The organism is Microbacterium sp. H6 (assembly GCF_003314775.1).
Classification (GTDB): domain Bacteria; phylum Actinomycetota; class Actinomycetes; order Actinomycetales; family Microbacteriaceae; genus Microbacterium; species Microbacterium oxydans.
Genome location: NZ_QOAY01000203.1, coordinates 18451 through 36465 on the forward strand (window position 1 = coordinate 18451; position 18015 = coordinate 36465).

At 67.9% G+C, this 18015-nt stretch carries 19 protein-coding genes and 1 tRNA gene; 18 read left to right on the top strand and 2 right to left on the bottom strand.

Annotated features, from left to right (window positions below; translation table 11 throughout):
• The first annotated feature begins 141 nt into the window (after nt 1-141).
• Together rplJ and rplL are read left to right on the top strand one after the other, a co-directional pair.
• A complete protein-coding gene (gene rplJ, locus DSP71_RS13610) occupies nt 142-630 on the top strand; it encodes a 50S ribosomal protein L10 (protein WP_017829129.1) in 489 nt (162 codons plus the stop codon).
• A 48-nt stretch (nt 631-678) separates the two neighbouring features.
• A complete protein-coding gene (gene rplL / locus DSP71_RS13615) occupies nt 679-1062 on the top strand; it encodes a 50S ribosomal protein L7/L12 (RefSeq protein WP_046747880.1) in 384 nt (127 codons plus the stop codon).
• A gap of 241 nt (nt 1063-1303) precedes the next feature.
• Here the strand turns inward: rplL and DSP71_RS13620 are convergent, their stop codons facing one another.
• Nucleotides 1304-2308, bottom strand: a complete 1005-nt coding sequence (locus DSP71_RS13620) for a LacI family DNA-binding transcriptional regulator (RefSeq protein WP_113681354.1) — start codon at nt 2306-2308, stop codon at nt 1304-1306.
• A gap of 286 nt (nt 2309-2594) precedes the next feature.
• On the opposite strand from DSP71_RS13620, the gene DSP71_RS13625 reads away from it, so the two are divergent.
• The 8 genes from DSP71_RS13625 to DSP71_RS13660 all read left to right on the top strand — a co-directional run bounded on the left by DSP71_RS13625 (nt 2595) and on the right by DSP71_RS13660 (nt 11665).
• Entirely contained in the window at nt 2595-3911 is a 1317-nt protein-coding gene (locus DSP71_RS13625) for an ABC transporter substrate-binding protein (protein ID WP_113681355.1), read from the top strand.
• A 102-nt stretch (nt 3912-4013) separates the two neighbouring features.
• A complete protein-coding gene (locus DSP71_RS13630; RefSeq protein ID WP_197073161.1) occupies nt 4014-5153 on the top strand; it encodes a carbohydrate ABC transporter permease in 1140 nt (379 codons plus the stop codon).
• Entirely contained in the window at nt 5150-6112 is a 963-nt protein-coding gene (locus tag DSP71_RS13635) for a carbohydrate ABC transporter permease (protein WP_113681356.1), read from the top strand. Before DSP71_RS13630 ends, DSP71_RS13635 begins: the two co-directional genes overlap by 4 nt.
• A gap of 96 nt (nt 6113-6208) precedes the next feature.
• On the top strand, nt 6209-7585 hold the full coding sequence (locus tag DSP71_RS13640) for a cystathionine beta-synthase (RefSeq protein ID WP_113681357.1): 1377 nt from the start codon (nt 6209-6211) through the stop codon (nt 7583-7585).
• Nucleotides 7586-7660: 75 nt separating this feature from the next.
• Nucleotides 7661-8815, top strand: a complete 1155-nt coding sequence (locus DSP71_RS13645) for a cystathionine gamma-synthase (RefSeq protein ID WP_113681358.1) — start codon at nt 7661-7663, stop codon at nt 8813-8815.
• A gap of 153 nt (nt 8816-8968) precedes the next feature.
• Nucleotides 8969-10369 carry a multidrug effflux MFS transporter gene (locus DSP71_RS13650; RefSeq protein ID WP_171011033.1) on the top strand — a complete coding sequence of 467 codons (1401 nt, stop codon included), beginning with the start codon at nt 8969-8971 and terminating at the stop codon, nt 10367-10369.
• A 31-nt stretch (nt 10370-10400) separates the two neighbouring features.
• Complete coding sequence (locus DSP71_RS13655) at nt 10401-11033, top strand: phosphatase PAP2 family protein (RefSeq protein ID WP_257021924.1); 633 nt, start codon at nt 10401-10403, stop codon at nt 11031-11033.
• A gap of 29 nt (nt 11034-11062) precedes the next feature.
• Nucleotides 11063-11665 (top strand): GNAT family N-acetyltransferase, encoded by a 603-nt coding sequence (locus DSP71_RS13660; protein WP_113681360.1) that lies wholly within the window; start codon nt 11063-11065, stop codon nt 11663-11665.
• 177 nt (nt 11666-11842) lie between these two features.
• Here DSP71_RS13660 and DSP71_RS13665 read toward each other — a convergent pair.
• A tRNA-Ser gene (locus DSP71_RS13665) sits at nt 11843-11927 on the bottom strand.
• A gap of 188 nt (nt 11928-12115) precedes the next feature.
• Here DSP71_RS13665 and mpaB (DSP71_RS13670) point away from each other — a divergent pair.
• The 8 genes from mpaB (DSP71_RS13670) (at nt 12116) to mpaM (ending at nt 17990) form a co-directional block, all read left to right on the top strand.
• A complete protein-coding gene (mpaB, locus tag DSP71_RS13670; protein WP_230977812.1) occupies nt 12116-13168 on the top strand; it encodes a daptide biosynthesis RiPP recognition protein in 1053 nt (350 codons plus the stop codon).
• A complete protein-coding gene (gene mpaB, locus DSP71_RS13675) occupies nt 13168-14211 on the top strand; it encodes a daptide biosynthesis RiPP recognition protein (RefSeq protein WP_113681361.1) in 1044 nt (347 codons plus the stop codon). The genes mpaB (DSP71_RS13670) and mpaB (DSP71_RS13675) overlap by 1 nt, the downstream gene beginning before the upstream one ends.
• Nucleotides 14208-15467, top strand: coding sequence for a daptide-type RiPP biosynthesis aminotransferase (gene mpaD, locus DSP71_RS13680; RefSeq protein ID WP_113681362.1), 1260 nt, complete (start codon nt 14208-14210; stop codon nt 15465-15467). Before mpaB (DSP71_RS13675) ends, mpaD begins: the two co-directional genes overlap by 4 nt.
• The gene (gene mpaC / locus DSP71_RS13685) at nt 15464-16654 is read left to right on the top strand and encodes a daptide-type RiPP biosynthesis dehydogenase (RefSeq protein ID WP_113681363.1); all 1191 of its coding nucleotides are present in this window, start codon (nt 15464-15466) and stop codon (nt 16652-16654) included. Before mpaD ends, mpaC begins: the two co-directional genes overlap by 4 nt.
• A complete protein-coding gene (gene mpaA1, locus DSP71_RS23855; RefSeq protein ID WP_257021926.1) occupies nt 16655-16789 on the top strand; it encodes an MpaA1 family daptide-type RiPP in 135 nt (44 codons plus the stop codon).
• A 41-nt stretch (nt 16790-16830) separates the two neighbouring features.
• Nucleotides 16831-16956, top strand: a complete 126-nt coding sequence (mpaA2, locus tag DSP71_RS23860) for an MpaA2 family daptide-type RiPP (protein ID WP_257021928.1) — start codon at nt 16831-16833, stop codon at nt 16954-16956.
• 36 nt (nt 16957-16992) lie between these two features.
• The gene (mpaA3, locus tag DSP71_RS24550) at nt 16993-17112 is read left to right on the top strand and encodes an MpaA3 family daptide-type RiPP (protein ID WP_307723493.1); all 120 of its coding nucleotides are present in this window, start codon (nt 16993-16995) and stop codon (nt 17110-17112) included.
• Nucleotides 17113-17177: 65 nt separating this feature from the next.
• Nucleotides 17178-17990, top strand: coding sequence for a daptide-type RiPP biosynthesis methyltransferase (gene mpaM, locus DSP71_RS13690; RefSeq protein ID WP_113681364.1), 813 nt, complete (start codon nt 17178-17180; stop codon nt 17988-17990).
• The last annotated feature ends 25 nt before the right edge of the window (nt 17991-18015 follow it).

Here is an 18015-nt window from a genome sequence, read left to right on the forward strand (position 1 = left end):
GAAGCTCTGCATCGCAGGGGCCCGCGCAGGACACGAACTTTCCAAAGCTCCGTGCGCTTGCGCCGGAGCTTTTCTCTTTGCAGGTGGTCCAGGTCGGCGCCTCACCACCGTGCGGCGCCTCGTACACACCAAGGAGTGACCATGGCGCAGAAGGATGCATCGGTCGCCGAGCTCACGAAGTCATTCGAGAACTCGACTGCCGTTCTGCTGACCGAGTACCGCGGTCTGACGGTTGCCCAGCTCAAGGAGCTGCGCAACAGCATCCGTCAGGACGCTGAGTACGCCGTGGTGAAGAACACGCTGACCAAGATCGCCGCCAACAAGGCTGGCATCTCCGCGCTGGACGACGACCTCAAGGGTCCGTCGGCCGTCGCGTTCGTGCACGGTGACTTCGTCGCCACCGCCAAGGCTCTGCGTGACTTCGCCAAGGCCAACCCGCTTCTCGTGATCAAGTCCGGCATCTTCGAGGGCAACGCCCTCACCGCGGACGAGGTCAACAAGTACGCCGCGCTGGAGAGCCGTGAGGTTCTGCTGGCGAAGGCTGCGGGCATGATGAAGGCGACGATGGGCAAGGCTGCCGCCACCATCGATGCTCTTCGCGAAAAGCTGGAGACCGCAGAGGCCGCGTAAGCGACCGGCGATCTCGTCTACAAACCCCATCTATCTAGGAGATACATCATGGCGAAGCTTTCCACCGAGGAACTGCTCGAGCAGTTCGCCGGCCTGACCCTCATCGAGCTCAACGAGTTCGTGAAGGCGTTCGAGGAGAAGTTCGAGGTCACCGCTGCTGCTCCCGTCGCCGTCGCCGGTGCTGCGGGTGGCGCAGGCGCTGCTGAGGCTGAGGAAGAGAAGGACTCCTTCGACGTCATCCTCGAGGCCGCTGGCGACAAGAAGATCCAGGTCATCAAGACCGTCCGCGAGCTCACCTCGCTGGGTCTCGGCGAGGCCAAGGCTGTCGTCGACGGTGCCCCGAAGGCCGTCCTTGAGGGCGCCAACAAGGAGACCGCCGACAAGGCCAAGGCTGCTCTCGAAGAGGCAGGCGCAACGGTTACCCTCAAGTAATCGCGACGCTCACGCGTTTCTGATCGAAGGCCCCGGGTTCGCCCGGGGCCTTCGTGCATTCCATGGCCGTGCATTCCATGGCCGTGCATTCCATGGCCGTGCATTCCATGGCCGTGCATTCCATGGCCGTGCATTCCATGGCTGCGCGTTCCCGGCGTTCCACACGTTCCCGGTCGCCCGCACCGATGTCCGTCGAGGAGTCCCACCGGCCTCGACGCCGCGATGTCGTCGCCCTGCGAGCTCAGCGCGGGGGAGCGGTCGAACTGCGCACGACCAGGGCGGATGGCGCGTCGACGCGTTCGAGCGGAGCGTCGGGATCCTCCATCTGTCTGGTCAACAGACGCACTGCCTCGTTCCCCTGATCACGCGGCGACTGGCCGATCGTGGTCAGCGCGAACATGTCCGCGTGTTCGTGATCGTCGACTCCGACGACGCTGAGCTCCGTCGGAACGGCGATCCCCAGACGTCTGGCCGCGATGATCGCGCCGATCGCGGCCTCGTCGCACACTCCGACGATCGCGGTCGGGCGTCGGCGTCTGTCGCCGAGCAGTCCGGCCGCAGCCGTATAGCCGCCGGGCATGGTCGGGGCCGCGCCGGCGATGCGGGCGTGCGCCGAGAGACCAGCGGCCCGCAGGGCGCCACGATAGCCGTCGAGTCGCTGTGCATCGCCGAAGCTCAGCTCCGCGGCATCCGTCGATCCGCCGACGAAGGCGATGTCGGTGTGCCCGAGCTCGATGAGATGCTCGGTGGCGATACGCGCGGCGGCGGTGTCGTCGATGGACACGGCGCTCGACCCCTCGCTGTAGGGCCCCACGCTGACGAGGGGGCGCCCCGCCTGCTGCAGTCGCTCGAGTTCACGGGCGCTCGGTTGGATGCCGACCGCGATGATGCCGTCGAAGCGGCGCCCGGGGAGGATGCTCTCGAACAGCCGCTCCCTGGTCTTCGAGCCCTCGGGCACGCCGTACAGCGACAGGTCGTAGTCCAGAGCGAAGAGCGACTCCTGCACTCCGGCGAGCAGTTCGGCGAAGAACCATCGGTCCACCGGGGGCATGACCACTCCCACGGTGCGGGTGCGCCCCGTCGCCAGGCTTGTCGCGGACGAATGGGCGACGTAGGAGAGTTCGCGCGCAGCGTCCGCGACGCGCTGCCTGGTTGTTGTCGACACGTATCCGCGGCCGCTCAGGGCGCGGCTCGCGGTGGCCTTCGACACGCCAGCACGTGACGCGACGTCCGCGATCGTGCTCATCGGTCCTCCTCGACCTGATCACGCGGCTGCGTGGACCCGGCGCAGGGTGCGCGCCGCGTCACAGCGTAGCCGCCGGCACGCGAAAAAGGAACCGGTTCCAGGCGTTCGGCGAGGGAGCGCTCCCATGTGTGTGATGCGAGCACCGCGAATGGTTGCGAGCTTGTGACCCTAGCGTGTTGTGCGGTGATGCTGATCGCCAGTAGGTTGGCCTGGAATCGGTTCCCTAACGATGCCCCGGGGTGGCGTCGCACCAGCCGGGAACCTGTACTCGAAGAGGAGAATTCACATGACTCTGTCACAGCGTTCCCGGCGTTACGCGCCGCTCGCCCTGCTGGGGGTCGCGGGCATCGCGCTCGCCGGATGCGGGGCTCCCGGTGGAGCACCGAGCACCGGCGGAGGAGACGGAGGCGACGCCACCGTCACGATCTACGGCACGATCGTCGACGATGAGGCGAAGCTCCTCCAGGAGTCCTGGAAGGACTGGGCCGACGAGAACGGCATCACGATCAAGTACGAGGGCAGCCAGGACTTCGAGACGCAGCTCGGCACCCGCGCACAGGGCGGCAACCCGCCGGACATCGCGATCTTCCCGCAGCCGGGCCTGTTCGCCGACTTCGCCGACCGCGACTACCTGAAGCCCGCTCCGGAAGCGGTCGAGAAGAACGCCAACGAGTACTGGACCGAGGACTGGGTCAACTACGGCACGGTCGACGGCACCTTCTACGGCGCTCCGCTCATGGCCAACGTCAAGGGGTGGATCTGGTACTCGCCCGCGAAGTTCAAGGAATGGGGCGTCGAGGTTCCGACCACGCTCGATGAGATGAGCGCCCTCACCGACAAGATCCAGGCTGCGACGGGCACGCCCGCCTGGTGCGCCGGCTTCGAGTCGGGCACCGCGACCGGATGGCCGGGAACGGACTGGGTCGAGGACTACGTGCTGCGTCAGTCCGGTCCGGAGGTCTACGACCAGTGGGTCACCAACGAGGTCAAGTTCACCGACCCGCAGATCAAGCAGGCGTTCGACTCGGTCGGCGAGGTCCTGCTGAACCCGGCCAACGTCAACGCCGGCTTCGGTGACGTCCGCTCGATCAACTCCACCGCGTTCGGTGACGTCGCTCCCAAGCTCGCCGCCGGCGAGTGCGCGCTGACGCACCAGGCCTCGTTCCTCTCGGGCTTCTTCCCCGACGGCACGACGGTCGCAGAGGACGGCGACGTCTGGGCGTTCATGCTCCCGGGTGAGAGCGCCGACGACAAGGCCGTGACCGGTGCCGGTGAGATCGTCGGAGCGTTCACCGACTCCGAGGCCACCCAGAAGGTGCTCGAGTACCTCTCGAGCCCTGAGTGGGCGAACAGCCGCGTCAGCCTCGGCGGCGTGACCTCGGCCAACAACGGCCTCGACCCGGCGAACGCGAAGGACCCGATCCTGCAGGAGACCATCAAGATCCTTCAGGACCCGGACACCACCTTCCGCTTCGACGCGTCCGACCTGATGCCGGGTGCCGTCGGCGCCGGCACGTTCTGGAAGGGCATCGTGGCCTGGGTCAACGGCACGCCGACGGACGACGTCCTCACGCAGATCCAGACGGGCTGGCCCGCCAGCTGATAGACGAGGAGGGCTGCCCTCTGGGAGGCAGCCCTCCTCATCTCTCGACGCCGCACGCCGATGCGCGGTCGTCGTTACGCTCCGCGTGATGAAGGGGAATCCGTGAACGCGACTATTTTCTTCCAGTGGATCGGCTCGCTCCCGCCGATCCTGCAGGCGGTCGCCGTCGTCATCGCTTTCGCGGTGGTCGTGGCGCTCATCCTGTTCCTCGTGGACATCGCTCCACGCAGGGGAGCGCTCTACACCGGCATCCGGCTGGCGATGTGCCTGCTCATCCCGTTCGCCGTGATGTGGTTCTTCAACTCCTACTACTGGGCGATGGGAGTGGCGGTCGCGGTCGGGGCGCTGTTCTTCTGGCTCGACTATCGATCACGCGACGGCGCCGGCTATCTGATCCAGCTCGTCGCCTTCATGGCACCAGCCATCCTGCTGCTGCTGGTCGGCCTGATCCTGCCGTCCATCCAGACGATGTACTCGTCGTTCCTGAACTCGTCGGGGAAGGACTTCGTCGGGTTCGCCAACTACCTGTGGATCTTCACGCAGTCCGATGGCATCACCTCGGTCGTCAACACGATCATCTGGGTGCTGCTCGTTCCGACCGTGTCGACCATCGTCGGTCTCGCCTACGCGGTGTTCATCGACCGCACCCGCGGCGAGAAGATCTACAAGGTCCTCGTGTTCATGCCCATGGCGATCTCCTTCGTCGGGGCTGGCATCATCTGGCGGTTCATGTACGAGTACCGCGGCCCCCAGTTCGAGCAGATCGGTCTGCTCAACCAGATCATGGTGTGGTTCGGCGGTGAGCCGCAGCAGTGGCTGCTGAACGAGCCGTGGAACACGCTGTTCCTGATCGTGGTGCTCATCTGGGTGCAGACCGGTTTCGCCATGGTGCTGCTGTCCGCGTCGATCAAGGGCGTGCCGCAGGAACTGCTCGAAGCGGCGGAGCTCGACGGTGCGAATGCCTGGGAGCGCTTCATCTCGGTGACGATCCCCTCCATCCGCCCCGCACTGATCGTGGTGCTGACGACGATCTCGATCGCCTCGCTGAAGGTGTTCGACATCGTCAGGACGATGACCGCCGGCAACTACGGCACCTCGGTGCTCGCGAACGAGATGTACACCCAGTTCTCGAAGTTCGAGGCCGGACGCAGTGCCGCGCTCTCCGTGATCCTGTTCATCCTGGTGCTGCCGATCGTCATCTACAACGCACGCCAGATCAAGAAGCAGCGGGAGATCCGATGACCGACACCGTGAAGTCCGAAACCGCTGTCAGCACCCGCGCCATCACGACCGGAGGCGGCATCGAAGGCTCCGCGGGACGCGCTCGCAAGAAGCTGTCGCGCCCCTGGGCGTCCGTCGCCTCCATCGTGATCGCGGTGCTCTGGACGATCCCGACGCTCGGGCTGTTCATCTCCTCGTTCCGGCCGCGCGATCAGATCCAGTCGAGCGGATGGTGGACGTTCTTCGCCGATCCGCAGGTGACGGTCGAGAACTATGTCGACGTGCTGCAGTCCGGCACGACGCAGCTCACGATCCTCGAGTCGTTCGTCAACTCGATCGCGATCACGATCCCGGCCACGCTCGTACCGCTGATGATCGCCTCGATGGCGGCCTACGCCTTCGCGTGGATCGACTTCAAGGGCCGCAACGCGCTGTTCATCTTCGTGTTCGCCCTGCAGATCGTGCCGATCCAGATGGCCCTGGTGCCGCTGCTGAGTTCGTTCTCGCGAGGGATCAATCTCTTCGGCCTCCAGGTGACGCAGCCGCTCGGCGCGTCGGACGGCTACGCGCAGGTGTGGATCGCGCACACCATGTTCGCGCTGCCGCTGGCGATCTACCTGCTGCACAACTTCATGTCGGAGATCCCGGGGGAGATCATCGAGGCGGCCCGCGTCGACGGTGCGTCCCGCGGCCAGATCTTCTTCCGCGTGGTGCTGCCGCTGACGATGCCGGCGATCGCATCCGTCGCGATCTTCCAGTTCCTGTGGGTCTGGAACGACCTGCTCGTCGGACTGGTGTTCGCCGATGGAGCTGCCGCGCCGATCACGAAGCTGCTGGCCGAGATCACCGGAACCAGAGGAAACGACTGGTATCTGCTCACGGCGGGCGCCTTCGTGTCGATCATCGTGCCGCTGATCGTGTTCTTCGCTCTGCAGCGCTACTTCGTCCGCGGCCTGCTGGCCGGATCGACGAAGGGCTGACCTTCGAGAGACACCGGGGGCCTTTCGAGAGGACGGATGCCGCGGTCGGGTGCAACACAGCCCCGGTCGCGGCATCCGCGCGTCTACCCTGAAGTCATGAAGTACGCAGACTCGATCGTCGACCTCGTCGGCGACACGCCCCTCGTGAAGCTGAATCACGTCACCGAGGGTGTGGCGTGCACAGTGCTCGTGAAGCTGGAGTATCTGAACCCCGGCGGGTCGTCGAAGGATCGCATCGCCGCGCGGATCATCGATGCCGCGGAGGCGTCGGGCGACCTGAAGCCCGGGGGCACGATCGTCGAAGCGACCAGCGGCAACACCGGAGTGGGGTTGGCGCTCGTCGCTCAGCAGCGCGGCTACAGCTGCGTCTTCGTGCTGCCGGACAAGGTCGGCGAGGACAAGATCGACGTGTTGCGGGCCTACGGCGCCGAGATCGTCGTGACGCCGACCTCGGTGGCCCCCGACAGTCCCGAGTCGTACTACAGCGTGAGCGACCGGCTCGCGCGCGAGATCCCCGGTGCCTTCAAGCCCAACCAGTACGAGAACCCGAACGGCCCGCGTAGCCACTACGAGACGACGGGGCCGGAGATCTGGCGCGACACCGACGGCGAGGTCACGCACTTCGTCGCCGGCGTCGGTACCGGTGGCACGATCACGGGCACGGGGCGCTACCTGCGTGAAGTCTCCGACGGACGGGTGCGCATCGTCGGAGTCGACCCCGAGGGGAGCGTCTACAGCGGCGGGACCGGTCGTCCGTACTTGGTGGAGGGCGTGGGCGAGGACATCTGGCCCGGTGCCTACGATCCGACCGTGCCGCACGAGATCGTCGCGGTCGGAGACGCAGAGGCCTTCGCCATGACGCGGCGGCTTGCCCGCGAGGAGGGCGTCCTCGTCGGCGGATCGAGCGGCATGGCCGTGGTCGGTGCGCTGCGCGTCGCGCGGGATCTGCCCGCGGATGCCGTGATGGTGGTGCTGCTCCCCGACGGCGGGCGCGGCTACCTGGGCAAGATCTTCAACGACGGATGGATGCGCTCCTACGGCTTCAGCGAGCTGGAGGAGGGAGAGACCGTCGCCGACGTGCTCGCCGCTCGTCCGTCGCGACAGGGCGCGGGCATCCCCGACCTGGTTCACGCCCATCCCACCGACACCGTGCTCGAGGCCATCGGGATGATGACCGAGTACGACGTCTCGCAGCTGGTCGTGCTGAGCGCCGAGCCGCCCGTGATGATGGGCGAGGTGGTCGGCACCGTCGACGAGAAGGGGCTGCTCGACCTGCTGTTCCGTGGTGAGGCGAACGCGACGGACGCCGTGGGGGCGCACGTGGGGGAGAGGCTGCCGCTCGTCGGCATCCACGCTCCCGTCGCTCAGGCCAAGGCAGCGCTCGCCGATGCCGACGCGCTGCTGGTGACCGAAGACGGCAAGCCGCACACGGTGCTGACGCGTCAGGATCTGCTCGCCTATCTGTCGCGCTGAGGATGTCGGGATATCGGCCGACCCGGGGCGTAACCGGACGGCCGTCCGTGCGAGCGCGGACGTAGGCTGAGGAGCATGTCCGATCACGCCTTCGCCACCCGAGCCATCCACGCAGGACAAGCGCCAGACCCCGTCACGGGCGCGATCATCCCGCCGATCTATCAGTCCTCCACGCACGTGCAGGACAGCGTCGGGGGCCTGCGCTCAGGGTACGAGTACAACCGCGCGGGGAACCCCACACGTTCTTCGCTCGAGACGCAGCTCGCGGCTCTCGAGGGAGGTGCGAGCGCGCTGTCCTTCGCCTCGGGGCTCGCGGCGGAGGACGCGCTGCTGCGCGGGATCCTGAAGCCGGGAGACCACGTCCTGCTCGGCAACGACGTCTACGGCGGAACGTACCGGCTCCTCACCCGGGTGCTGGCGCCCTGGGGTATCGGGACGACGACGGTCGAGCTCGCAGACATCGACGCGCTCCGAGCCGCCATCCGCCCCGAGACGAAGATCGTCTGGCTGGAGACGCCGAGCAACCCGCTCCTGAAGATCGTCGACATCGCGCAGATCGCCGAGATCGCGCATGCGGCGGGTCTCACGGTCGTCGTCGACAACACCTTCGCCTCGCCGGCGCTGCAGCAGCCGCTCGCGCTCGGCGCCGACCTGGTCGTGCACTCCACGACCAAGTACCTCGGCGGCCACTCGGACGTGCTCGGCGGTGCGGTCGTGTTCGCGGACGATCGGTTCTTCGAGCAGGTGAAGTTCCAGCAGTTCGCGGTAGGCGCGGTCTCCGCACCGCTGGATGCCTGGCTGACGACCCGCGGCATCAAGACGCTCGCGCTGCGGATGCGCCAGCACTCCGAGAACGCTCAGGCCATCGCCGAGTGGGCGCAGGCCCGCCCGGAGTTCGCCCAGGTGTACTTCCCCGGTCTCGCCTCGCACCCCGGCCACGACATCGCAGCGAAGCAGATGAGCGCCTTCGGCGGGATGCTGTCGTTCGGTCTCGCGGCCGGCGCCGACGCGGCGCGCGCCTTCGTCGAGAGCACCTCGGTGTTCCAGCTCGCAGAGTCGCTCGGCGGTGTCGAGTCGCTCATCGGATACCCGCCGGACATGACGCACGCGTCCGTCCGAGGTACCGAGCTCGCCGTCCCGGAGAACATCGTGCGGCTCTCGGTGGGAATCGAAGACGTGGGCGACCTGATCGCCGACCTCGAGCAGGGACTCGACCGCATCTCGCGCTGATCGAGGCGCCTTCTGAGACGCACCTCCGCGGATCCGCGGAGGTGCGTTCTCCGTTCTCGTCCGTGTGGAAGCGGTCCGGGCGGCGGTAACATGGGGGCTTCCCCTGGTCGAATCGATTCGACCATTGCATCCCCTGAACTCTGGAAGGACGTCGTGTCCGACGCTCCCCGCACTGATTCCCTCCCCGTCGTGAAGGCGGAGGATTCCGCCGATGACGCACCGAAGATCTCGCCGCCGGAACGCACCGCGACGGGAAGCATCCGCATCCCGACCGCGACCGGCGCCATCCGCACCCTCGGCGCGAACCCCGCGACCGCGCCGATCATGCTGCACCCGGGCGATGCCATCTCCCTCGGCCGTCGCACGCTGTACATCATCCTGCTCGGCGCGCTCACGGCCCTCGGCCCGTTCACGATCGACCTCTACCTTCCCGCCTTCCCGGTTCTAGAGCAGGACTTCCAGACCACGGCAGCCGCCATCCAGCTGACCCTGACCGGAACGATGATCGGCTTCGCGCTCGGTCAACTGGTGGTCGGTCCGCTCAGCGACAAGGTCGGGCGCCGTGTGCCGCTCATCGCGGTGACCGCTCTGCACGTGCTGGCCAGTGTGGGCGCAGCCTTCGCCCCGGATCTCGCGCTGCTCAGCGTGGCACGCGTGCTCATGGGTATCGGCGCTGCGGCCGGAGGAGTCGTGGCCATGGCGATCGTGCGCGACCTCTTCGGCGGGCGTCGACTCGTCGTCATGCTCTCGCGCCTCGCCCTGGTCTCCGGTGTGGCTCCGGTCATCGCGCCGCTCATCGGCTCCTGGCTCCTCACGCTCATGCCGTGGCGCGGCATCTTCGGGGTGCTCGCGGCCTACGGCATCGTGATGCTGCTGTCGACGATCCTGTTCATCCCGGAGACCCTTCCCGTCGCGCGGCGTCAGGACCGTGGCGGTGCCACCATGCTGCAGCGGTACCGTTCGGTGCTGTCCGATCGGGTGTTCCTGGGCGTGCTCGTGATCGGCGGAATGACGTTCTCCGGTCTGTTCTCCTACCTGTCGGCGTCCCCCTTCCTGTTCCAGGTGACGCACGGGCTCGACGCGCAGCAGTACGGTCTGCTGTTCGCGGTGAACTCGCTCGGCGTCGTCGTCGGAGTCCAGACCGCGTCACGTCTGGCCGCGCGCTTCGGGCCGCAGTGGGTCATGGCCTACTCCACCGCCGTGCTGCTCATCGCCGGAACGGCCATCATCGTCACCGACCAGCTCGGTCTCGGGCTGTGGGGTACGGTCATCCCGCTGTTCGTCTTCATGACGGCCTGCGGATTCACGTTCCCCAACGTGCAGGTCCTCGCGCTCGACCGTCATGGGAAGGCCGCAGGGACCGCCGCATCGATCATCGGTGCGACCAACTTCGGTGTCGCCGGGCTCATCTCGCCGGTCGTGGGCTGGCTCTCGCATGACGCGGGTATCACCGCGACCACCATGGCCTCCGTCATGGTCGGCTGCGCCGCGATCGGCATCCTGTCGCTCTGGTTCGTGGTGCGCCCGCGCACGGTCGGGATGCTCGCTCCCTGAGCGTTCAGGCATCGTCCGACAGAATGGGACGATGAACAGGCGGATGCTGCTGTGGTGGGGAGTGGGCCTCCTCGCGCTCGCGACGATTCTCGGCGCCGTGGTGGTGTTCGCCTACCCGCAGACGCCGGGCTTCGACAACTGGTGGAACGACACCGTCGCGGGAGCGAGGGCCGACTGGATGGTCGACTTCGCCCTCGTCCTGAACTGGGTCGGCGGGGGATGGGTCGCGATCTTCGGGGTGCCCTTGCTGGTGATCTTGGCGCTCGTGCTGGCGCGTCGGTGGCGCAGTGCGCTGTTCGCCGCACTGTGTTTCGCCGCGAGCGCCGCCGGTGTGCAGGTGCTCAAGCAGCTCTTCGGCCGCGCTCGACCCGACGACATGCTGGTGGTGAGCGACTACGGCTCCTTCCCGTCAGGGCACACCGCGAACGCCGCGACCATCGCCCTCGTGCTCTGGGTGCTGTTCCCGCGGGTCTGGGTGGCGATCGTCGGTGCGGCGTGGATCCTCGCGATGGCGCTCTCGCGCACCTTCCTGTCGGTGCACTGGGCCAGCGACACCCTCGGCGGCGCTCTGGTCGGTGCCGGCGTCGTGCTGGTGCTCGCCGCCTGGCTGCTTCCGTGGGTGCAGCAGAACGGGAAGCCGGCGGTCGAGGCGCCGATAGGCTGAGAGGCCCCGTTCCCTCCAGAGGAGTCGTCTTGTCTCGCATCCGTCCGTACCGCCCCACCGATCGTGCCGCGCTGTACGAGATCTGCGTGAAGACGGCCGATGCCGGAGCGGATGCCACCGGCGTCCTCTCCGACGACTCGCTGTGGGGCGACCTGTTCGCCGCGCCCTACGCCGAGCGTCATCCGGACCTCGCGTGGGTGGTCGAGAGCGACGACGAGCGGACGATCGGCTACATCGTGGCGACCGACGACACCGACGACTTCTACACGTGGTTCCGAGAGGAGTGGTGGCCCGCCCTCGAGGCCCGCTACCCGCGACCGGCCGAGATCGTCACCCGCGAGGACAGGATGATCGACTACGGCTACAGCCGCGCGGCCGGCATCGAGCCGAACGTCGTCGACCACCCCGCTCACCTGCACATCGATCTGCTTCCGGAGACCCAGGGGCAGGGACTCGGGCGCCGACTCATCGAGACGCTGTTCGCCGAGCTGACCCGACGCGGAGTGCGCGGCCTGCACCTCGGCATCGACCCGGACAACACGGGCGCAGCCGCCTTCTACGAGCGCCTCGGCATGACGCGACTGCCGGCGGAACCGGGCGGACAGATCTACGGCGTGCGCTTCGACGACTGAGCGGAGGACCGCGCCCGACACGAACGAGAAAAGCCCCCGCTGGCGCGGAGGCTTTTCTCGTTTTCGGCGGTGACGGCGGGACTCCGGTGCTCGCTGCGCTCGTGCCTCCCCGAATCCCCAGCGCTCGATGAATACGAGAAAAGCCCCCGCTGGCGCGGAGGCTTTTCTCGTTTTCGGCGGTGACGGCGGGATTCGAACCCGCGGTTGCTTGCACAACACACGCTTTCCAAGCGTGCTCCTTCGGCCGCTCGGACACGTCACCAAGGAACAACCTGTCCATCCTATCCGATGCGGGGAGGGCTGCGTGACAGGGCGGGAGTCCGCGCGCGAACGTCCATCGATGTGAAATATTGCACGTCACCCGTCACGTGTATAGCCTCATGTGAGGACGTATCGTCTTCGATCGCGATACGACGTTTCTCTGGGGGAAGCATGCAGGCGAGTTCGACGATGACGAGACGCAGCCACCGCACCGTGACGGCTTTCGAGCAATACGTGAGCGGACGGCGTGCTCTCGGCGATGGGGCGGTGTTCTTCCTCGAGACGGCGACGCATCTGGCCGATGTGCTCCGGGAGGCGGGGCGGAACGACGTCGTGTTCACGCCGTCGCGTTCGACCTCCTTCGCGCAGGAGAACGTCATGGAGTACGGCGGTCGTTTCCGCGAGCCGGGTGACCGACTGGTGCTCGACGCTCATCACGTCGTCGAGCTGCAGGAGTACGTCGCCGCGCCGTTCCTCTCGATCGTCTCGCCCACCGTCATCCGTCAGGGAAGCGCCGAAGGGCTTGCTGCCTTCCTCAGCGATGCCGACACGGCCAGAGACGACGGGATCTTCGTCGGCCAGCTGCTGAGCCCCATGGCGACTCTGGAATCCCGCGCGTCGTTCCTCGCCAGCGCTGCGTGCGGTGGCGGCCTCGTCCGCGTGCACGTGACGGCGGACGGAGAGTATCGCGACGGCCCGGACGGAGCGCTACTCGGCCAGGTGGGCGACGCGAGAGCGGAAGTGCGGGTCGCCGCCGACGGAGTCGGCGGGCGCGGAAGGCCGTTCGCCCGCATCATGGATCCTCGCGTGCTCGATGCCGACCTCGACGACCGTCCGTGGTTCGGGCGCTACCTGGCAGCGCTCGATGCGCTGCGGGATTGGCGCGGGAGCCGTGGCCGTCCGACCATCTCCGGCTTCGGGGGACACCTCATCAGAGCCTTGGACGAGAGTGCGGCGTTTCCCGTCGTCGTGTCGGCCGACGCTCCTCTGCTCATGACGGACGACGGAGAGGAGTATGTCCTGGTCGATCCGCATCGCCGCATACATCTCCGACTCGGAATCGATGCTGCGCGGGCAACCGAATGCCTGCTGGCCACCGGAGACGAGTCATCGGCGACAGGGTTGCTGGCCTTCGAACTCGGCGTGCGGCCGACGGGCATCGCGCCGCTGATGCACAGACTCGGCGACCAGCTGCGCGATGCGGGGATCGATCTCGGCGCGAGTCGGCGGGCCGCCTCCTGATGCCCGGGCAGAACGCGACGGATCCGCACCTCCTCGGAGCGCGAGCATTCCGGGAGTGGATCACCGGAGAGCGGGAGCATCACTCACGGATCTTCCTCGTGGAGCGCGGTGCTGAGACGGATGCCGTCCGCCACGTGGCGGGCAGCGACGACCTGGTCCTGCTGCCCGAGGGCACCCCGTCGTGGGAGGGCGTCGCCGGCGTCGGCAGGTACGACGGCGCCGTGAGTGAGCCCGGGGACGAGGTGTTCTTCGGTGAGCGCGGCGTCGAGCTCCAGGACTACGTCGCCGCGGCGTTCATCCAGATCATCGGGCCCACGGCGGTCCGATTCTTCGATGCCTCCAGCTGGCAGGCCTTCATCGACGACGCGGAACTCGCTCGGGACACCGGGGTGTTCCCGACAGCGTTGATCGATCCGCGCGTGCTGTTGGCCGATCGACACACGCTGTCAGCGCCCGACGGCTTCGATGTCCCGAGCGCGTTGCGCATCGGTGACGACGGATCGGTCAGAGCGGGCGTGCAGGGCGAGGTGCTCGGAGAGGTCGGCGACCTGCCTGCGATCCTCGCCACCCCGTTGCCGCGCGCGGCCTCCCTGTCCGGCATCGCGCGGAGGGAGCGGATCGCCGGCGACCTCGGAGCTCACGAGTGGATCGGGCGCTACCTCCGGGCCACCGACCTCATCAAGATGCTCGGGCTCGGGAACGGGACGGCGCGGATCTCGGGCTTCGGCTGGCTGCTCGTCGACGACGACCTCGCCGACGCCGAGCCCCGCTCATCGGACCCCTTCCTCCTCGACACCCCGGAAGGCTTCGTGCTCGCGGACACGACGACTCTGCGTCGTCAGCTGCTCTCACCGCAGACGGCCCGCGTCGTGGCCCTCGTCCAGACCTCGAGCACACCCGACCGCGCGACGGAACGCGTGGCCCAGACGCTCGGCATTCCGGACGACCACGCCAGAGTGCTATGCCGCGAGGCGGTCATCGCGCTGGGGATCCACGGCGGCAGACCTCTCTCCGGACGGCTTACGGAGGAGGCGCCACGATGACCGCACCGCACGCCCTGTGGACGTCGATGCTCCCCGCGGACACGACCTTCGCGCCGGATCGCGTCGCCGTCGGCGCCACCGGACACCGGATCGCGTTCGCCGACGGCTCCACGCGCCTGTGCGCCACGAGCGGACTCTGGAACGTGCCGCTCGGTTTCGGGAACCCGGCCATCGGCGAGGCCGTCGCCAGGGTCACGCGTGACGCGTCGTACCTGTCGCTGTTCCGGGCGCCGCATCGCTACGCCGAAGATGCGGCGGATGCCCTCATCGAGCTCGCCGGTCCTGGCCGGTACGACCGGGTCATCTTCTCCACCTCGGGTGGTGCGGCGAACGACGCGGCCATGAAGCTCGCACGGCAGTACTGGGCGCAGACCGGCTCGGCGGCTCGGTCGCTGGTCGTGGGGTTGAAGGGCAGCTATCACGGCACCATGTACGGCAGCCACGTCCTCAGCGGGGACGACCTGCTGCAGTCCGTCTACGGCGTCGACCGTCGCGCGGTCCGCCACGTCTCCCACGCCGACGACGGCGAGGAGCTGGCTGCGCTGTTGCAGCGGGAAGGCACCAGAGTGGCCTCGGTGGTCGTGGAGCCCGTGCTCGGCAGCGGCGCATATGCGCTGTCCCGTGCGTTCGTCGAGCGCCTTCTCGCACTGCGCGAACAGTACGGATTCCTGATCGTCGCGGACGAGGTCGCGACGGGATTCGGGCGCACCGGAACCATGCTCGCCACCGACAGGTGGGCCGCGCCGCCCGATGTGCTCATCCTCTCGAAAGCGCTGACGAACGGCGTGATGGGTGCGGCCGCCCTCCTGATCGGTCCGCGTATCGCCACGGCATTCATCCGAGGCGGGTGGACGTTCGTGCACGGTGAGACGCAGGCCGGAACCCCGGCGTGTGCCGCGGCGATCGTCGCGGTGATCGAGGAACTGCGGCGCATCGACGTGGAGACCGTCACCCAGGCGCTCGCGACCGAGGTGCAGGACCTGGCCGCGCGGCTGAAAGCGGACGGCGTGGTGACCGAGATCACCGGGAGCGGATGCTTCGTCGGTCTGGGTCTGCGACACCCCGACGAGACGGGGCTGTCCGGCCCGGAGGTGCTGGAGGTCGTCTCGGCCATCGCCCGCTGCGGTGTGCTGGTGCAGCCGGGCCCGAGCTCCATCGAGCTGATACCCGCGTACGGATTCGACGCGGCGGAGCTCCGCGAGACCGAGACCGCGGTGCGAGCGGGGCTCGCCCACACGCGGGGTGCAGCGGCATGATCACGGACTTCTCGGCGCGTGTGCCCACGCTGTGGCACGGAGACGGGAGCGCATCGCGCACGATCACGCGCCTCACCGCCGGACACGACACCCTCGTGATCGCGGACACGGCCGTCCCGTCGTCGCACCTGGCCGGATGCGCGGCACGGCGGATCGACGTCGACGCGCAACGGGCGGACGTGACGACCGTGCGAGAGATCGCGCGGCAGATCATCCGCCGTCCGCCGCGGAGGGTCGTGGCCGTCGGGGGCGGGAGCATTCTCGATGCGAGCAAGATCGCCGCGCTCGTGCTCGTGTCTCGACGGATGTTCGACTACGCCATCGGCCACGCGTCGCGATCGGCCCTCACCGTACTGCCCGATGCGGCGCCGGCTGTCGACCTCCTGGCTGTGCCGACCACGCTCGGCACCTCGTCGGAGACGAACTGCGTGGCCGTTCTCGAGAACGACCAGGGCTACCGTCTCATCGTCGGCCGTGCTCTGCGACCGCGGCATGCCGTGCTCGATCCGCGCCAGCTGAGTTCCCTCCCCTCCGCGGCGGTGACCGAGGGGGCGCTGGAGGCGTTCCTCCGTGTCGCCGGTGCCTCGACGAGTCCTCGGCGAACGGACAGAGCGCGCAGAGACGCCAGCGTCCTCGGCAGGGCCCTCCTCGCGGCGGCGTCGCACGACACCGTCTCGACTGCGGGACGATCGCGTCTGGCACGTCTCAGCGCCGCCACGCAGCGCACATCGGCGCTGCGTGGGGGCGATCCCTTCAGCGCGCGGCACTGGTACCTCGCGAACGAGGTGGCGTTCCGACTGGGTGTTCGCAAGATGGTCGCCACGGCGGCGGTCTGCGGCGCCGTCTGGCGCCGCATCGGCGCCGGGGACTCACGATGGGGCGATGCGCGCAGCCTGGAGCGCTTCTGGACCGAGGTCGCCGGCGTGATCGACCTGCCCGTCGATCCCGCCACCGGCATCGAGGCACTCGTCGAGCGATGGCGGATCCCGCTTCCGTCACGCCCCGCGGCCCCTGAGATGCGCCACATCGCACTCACCACGGAGCGCGCATGGGGAAACCGTCAGCCGATGCTGCCCGGCCTGGTCGAAGGCGACTTCCACGACGTGCTCCGCGAATCCCGCTGGAGCAGCCACGCGGTCGGTGCAGGTGACCGACCGTCGATGTTCGAGCCGAAGGAGGTGAAGTGAATGAAGGAGAACACGCAGAAGACGATCCAGTTCCAGGAGCTGGACGCGATGGAGGCGCCGAGCTGGGACAGCTTCTATCAGGGCGTGATCGGTGCTCTGGTCCTCATCGGGATCGGCGCGGCCGCTGCCACCTGACGCGATCCCGACGAGGTGGTCGACATCGGAAAGGAGGAAACATGCAAGCCGCAATGCCGACGCTCGAATTCACAGAGCTCGAAGCCATGGACGCGCTGAACGACACCGATGACTACATGCGGGGATTCGCCGTGGGCGTCATCATCGGAATTCTCGCTCTGACCTAGACAGCTGCCGAACGGACCAATCGAAGGAGGTGCACTGTGCAGACGACGTCGCTGGAGTTCTCGGAACTCGAACAGATCGACGCGCCCACCGAATGGTGGGAGCACGCGAGCTACATCATCGCCATCATCGGCGGGGCGGCAGCCATCGCGACCTGACCGGAGTGCGGGCGGGTCCTCTCGCCCGCACTTCCCCTCCGATCCCAGAGAGGCCATGAACCGAAATGCCAGACCTGATCACCGACACCGTGTCGGCACTTCTCGACAGCGCCGATGCCGTGGCGCAGCCGCTCGACCTGTACACCGGGGCGGGGACGGACTTCTACGAGCGGCTCGTCGGCCCTGATCGCGTGGAGGTCCGCGAGGTGCTGGGGCTCGCGAGAGTCACCGCCGACCCCGTGCTCGACATCGCGGCGGGGAGCGGGCGACTGACGATCCCGCTGCTGCGATCCGGCAAGCAGGTGACCGCGATCGACACCTCGCGAGACATGCTCTCGCACCTCCGCCGTGCGATGCCCGACCACCCGAGGCTCGACTGCGTCGTCGCGGACATGCGCGATTTCCACCTCGGACGCCGCTACGGGCTCATCGTGCTCGGAGCCACGTCCGTGACCCTGCTCGACCGCGAGGATCGATCGCTGCTGTTCGCGCGCGTGCATGAGCACCTCACCCCGGACGGGGTCTTCGCCCTGACCGTCGCGGGTGGCGCCGCCGCGGAGAGCCTGGCGTCGGCGAGAGACGAGGAGATCACGGTCCCCGGAACCGCCGGAACGGACACCTATCTCTTCTCGCAGCAGATCGAGGAAGGCGGCGCCGTCCGCGTGGTCAACTGGGTTCGAGCGTCCGACATCGACGCCGGTGCATCGGTGCCCGTGCTCACCAGCCGCTTGCACGTGCTCGGTCACGAGGTCCTGTCGAGCGAACTCGTCGAGGCGGGATTCGCCGCGCCCGATGTCGCTCCCGTCCGTTCGCCGGGGGGAACGGACATCCTCCTGCTCACGACATCGCGAGGTCGCTCCCCGGGAGGCACGGGATGACGGCGGTTCTTCGGAAGCTCTCCCG

What these genes read in the sequence shown, in the direction of transcription:
- DSP71_RS13655 (WP_257021924.1), top strand. Translation starts at nt 10,401, where the DNA reads ATGAACAGGCGGATGCTGCTGTGGTGGGGAGTGGGCCTCCTCGCGCTC.
- rplL (WP_046747880.1), top strand. Translation starts at nt 679, where the DNA reads ATGGCGAAGCTTTCCACCGAGGAACTGCTCGAGCAGTTCGCCGGCCTG.
- mpaA1 (WP_257021926.1), top strand. Translation starts at nt 16,655, where the DNA reads ATGAAGGAGAACACGCAGAAGACGATCCAGTTCCAGGAGCTGGACGCG.
- mpaM (WP_113681364.1), top strand. Translation starts at nt 17,178, where the DNA reads ATGCCAGACCTGATCACCGACACCGTGTCGGCACTTCTCGACAGCGCC.
- mpaC (WP_113681363.1), top strand. Translation starts at nt 15,464, where the DNA reads ATGATCACGGACTTCTCGGCGCGTGTGCCCACGCTGTGGCACGGAGAC.
- DSP71_RS13645 (WP_113681358.1), top strand. Translation starts at nt 7,661, where the DNA reads ATGTCCGATCACGCCTTCGCCACCCGAGCCATCCACGCAGGACAAGCG.
- DSP71_RS13635 (WP_113681356.1), top strand. Translation starts at nt 5,150, where the DNA reads ATGACCGACACCGTGAAGTCCGAAACCGCTGTCAGCACCCGCGCCATC.
- rplJ (WP_017829129.1), top strand. Translation starts at nt 142, where the DNA reads ATGGCGCAGAAGGATGCATCGGTCGCCGAGCTCACGAAGTCATTCGAG.
- mpaB (WP_113681361.1), top strand. Translation starts at nt 13,168, where the DNA reads ATGCCCGGGCAGAACGCGACGGATCCGCACCTCCTCGGAGCGCGAGCA.
- mpaD (WP_113681362.1), top strand. Translation starts at nt 14,208, where the DNA reads ATGACCGCACCGCACGCCCTGTGGACGTCGATGCTCCCCGCGGACACG.
- mpaA2 (WP_257021928.1), top strand. Translation starts at nt 16,831, where the DNA reads ATGCAAGCCGCAATGCCGACGCTCGAATTCACAGAGCTCGAAGCCATG.
- mpaB (WP_230977812.1), top strand. Translation starts at nt 12,116, where the DNA reads ATGACGAGACGCAGCCACCGCACCGTGACGGCTTTCGAGCAATACGTG.
- DSP71_RS13620 (WP_113681354.1), bottom strand. Translation starts at nt 2,308, where the DNA reads ATGAGCACGATCGCGGACGTCGCGTCACGTGCTGGCGTGTCGAAGGCC.
- DSP71_RS13625 (WP_113681355.1), top strand. Translation starts at nt 2,595, where the DNA reads ATGACTCTGTCACAGCGTTCCCGGCGTTACGCGCCGCTCGCCCTGCTG.
- DSP71_RS13640 (WP_113681357.1), top strand. Translation starts at nt 6,209, where the DNA reads ATGAAGTACGCAGACTCGATCGTCGACCTCGTCGGCGACACGCCCCTC.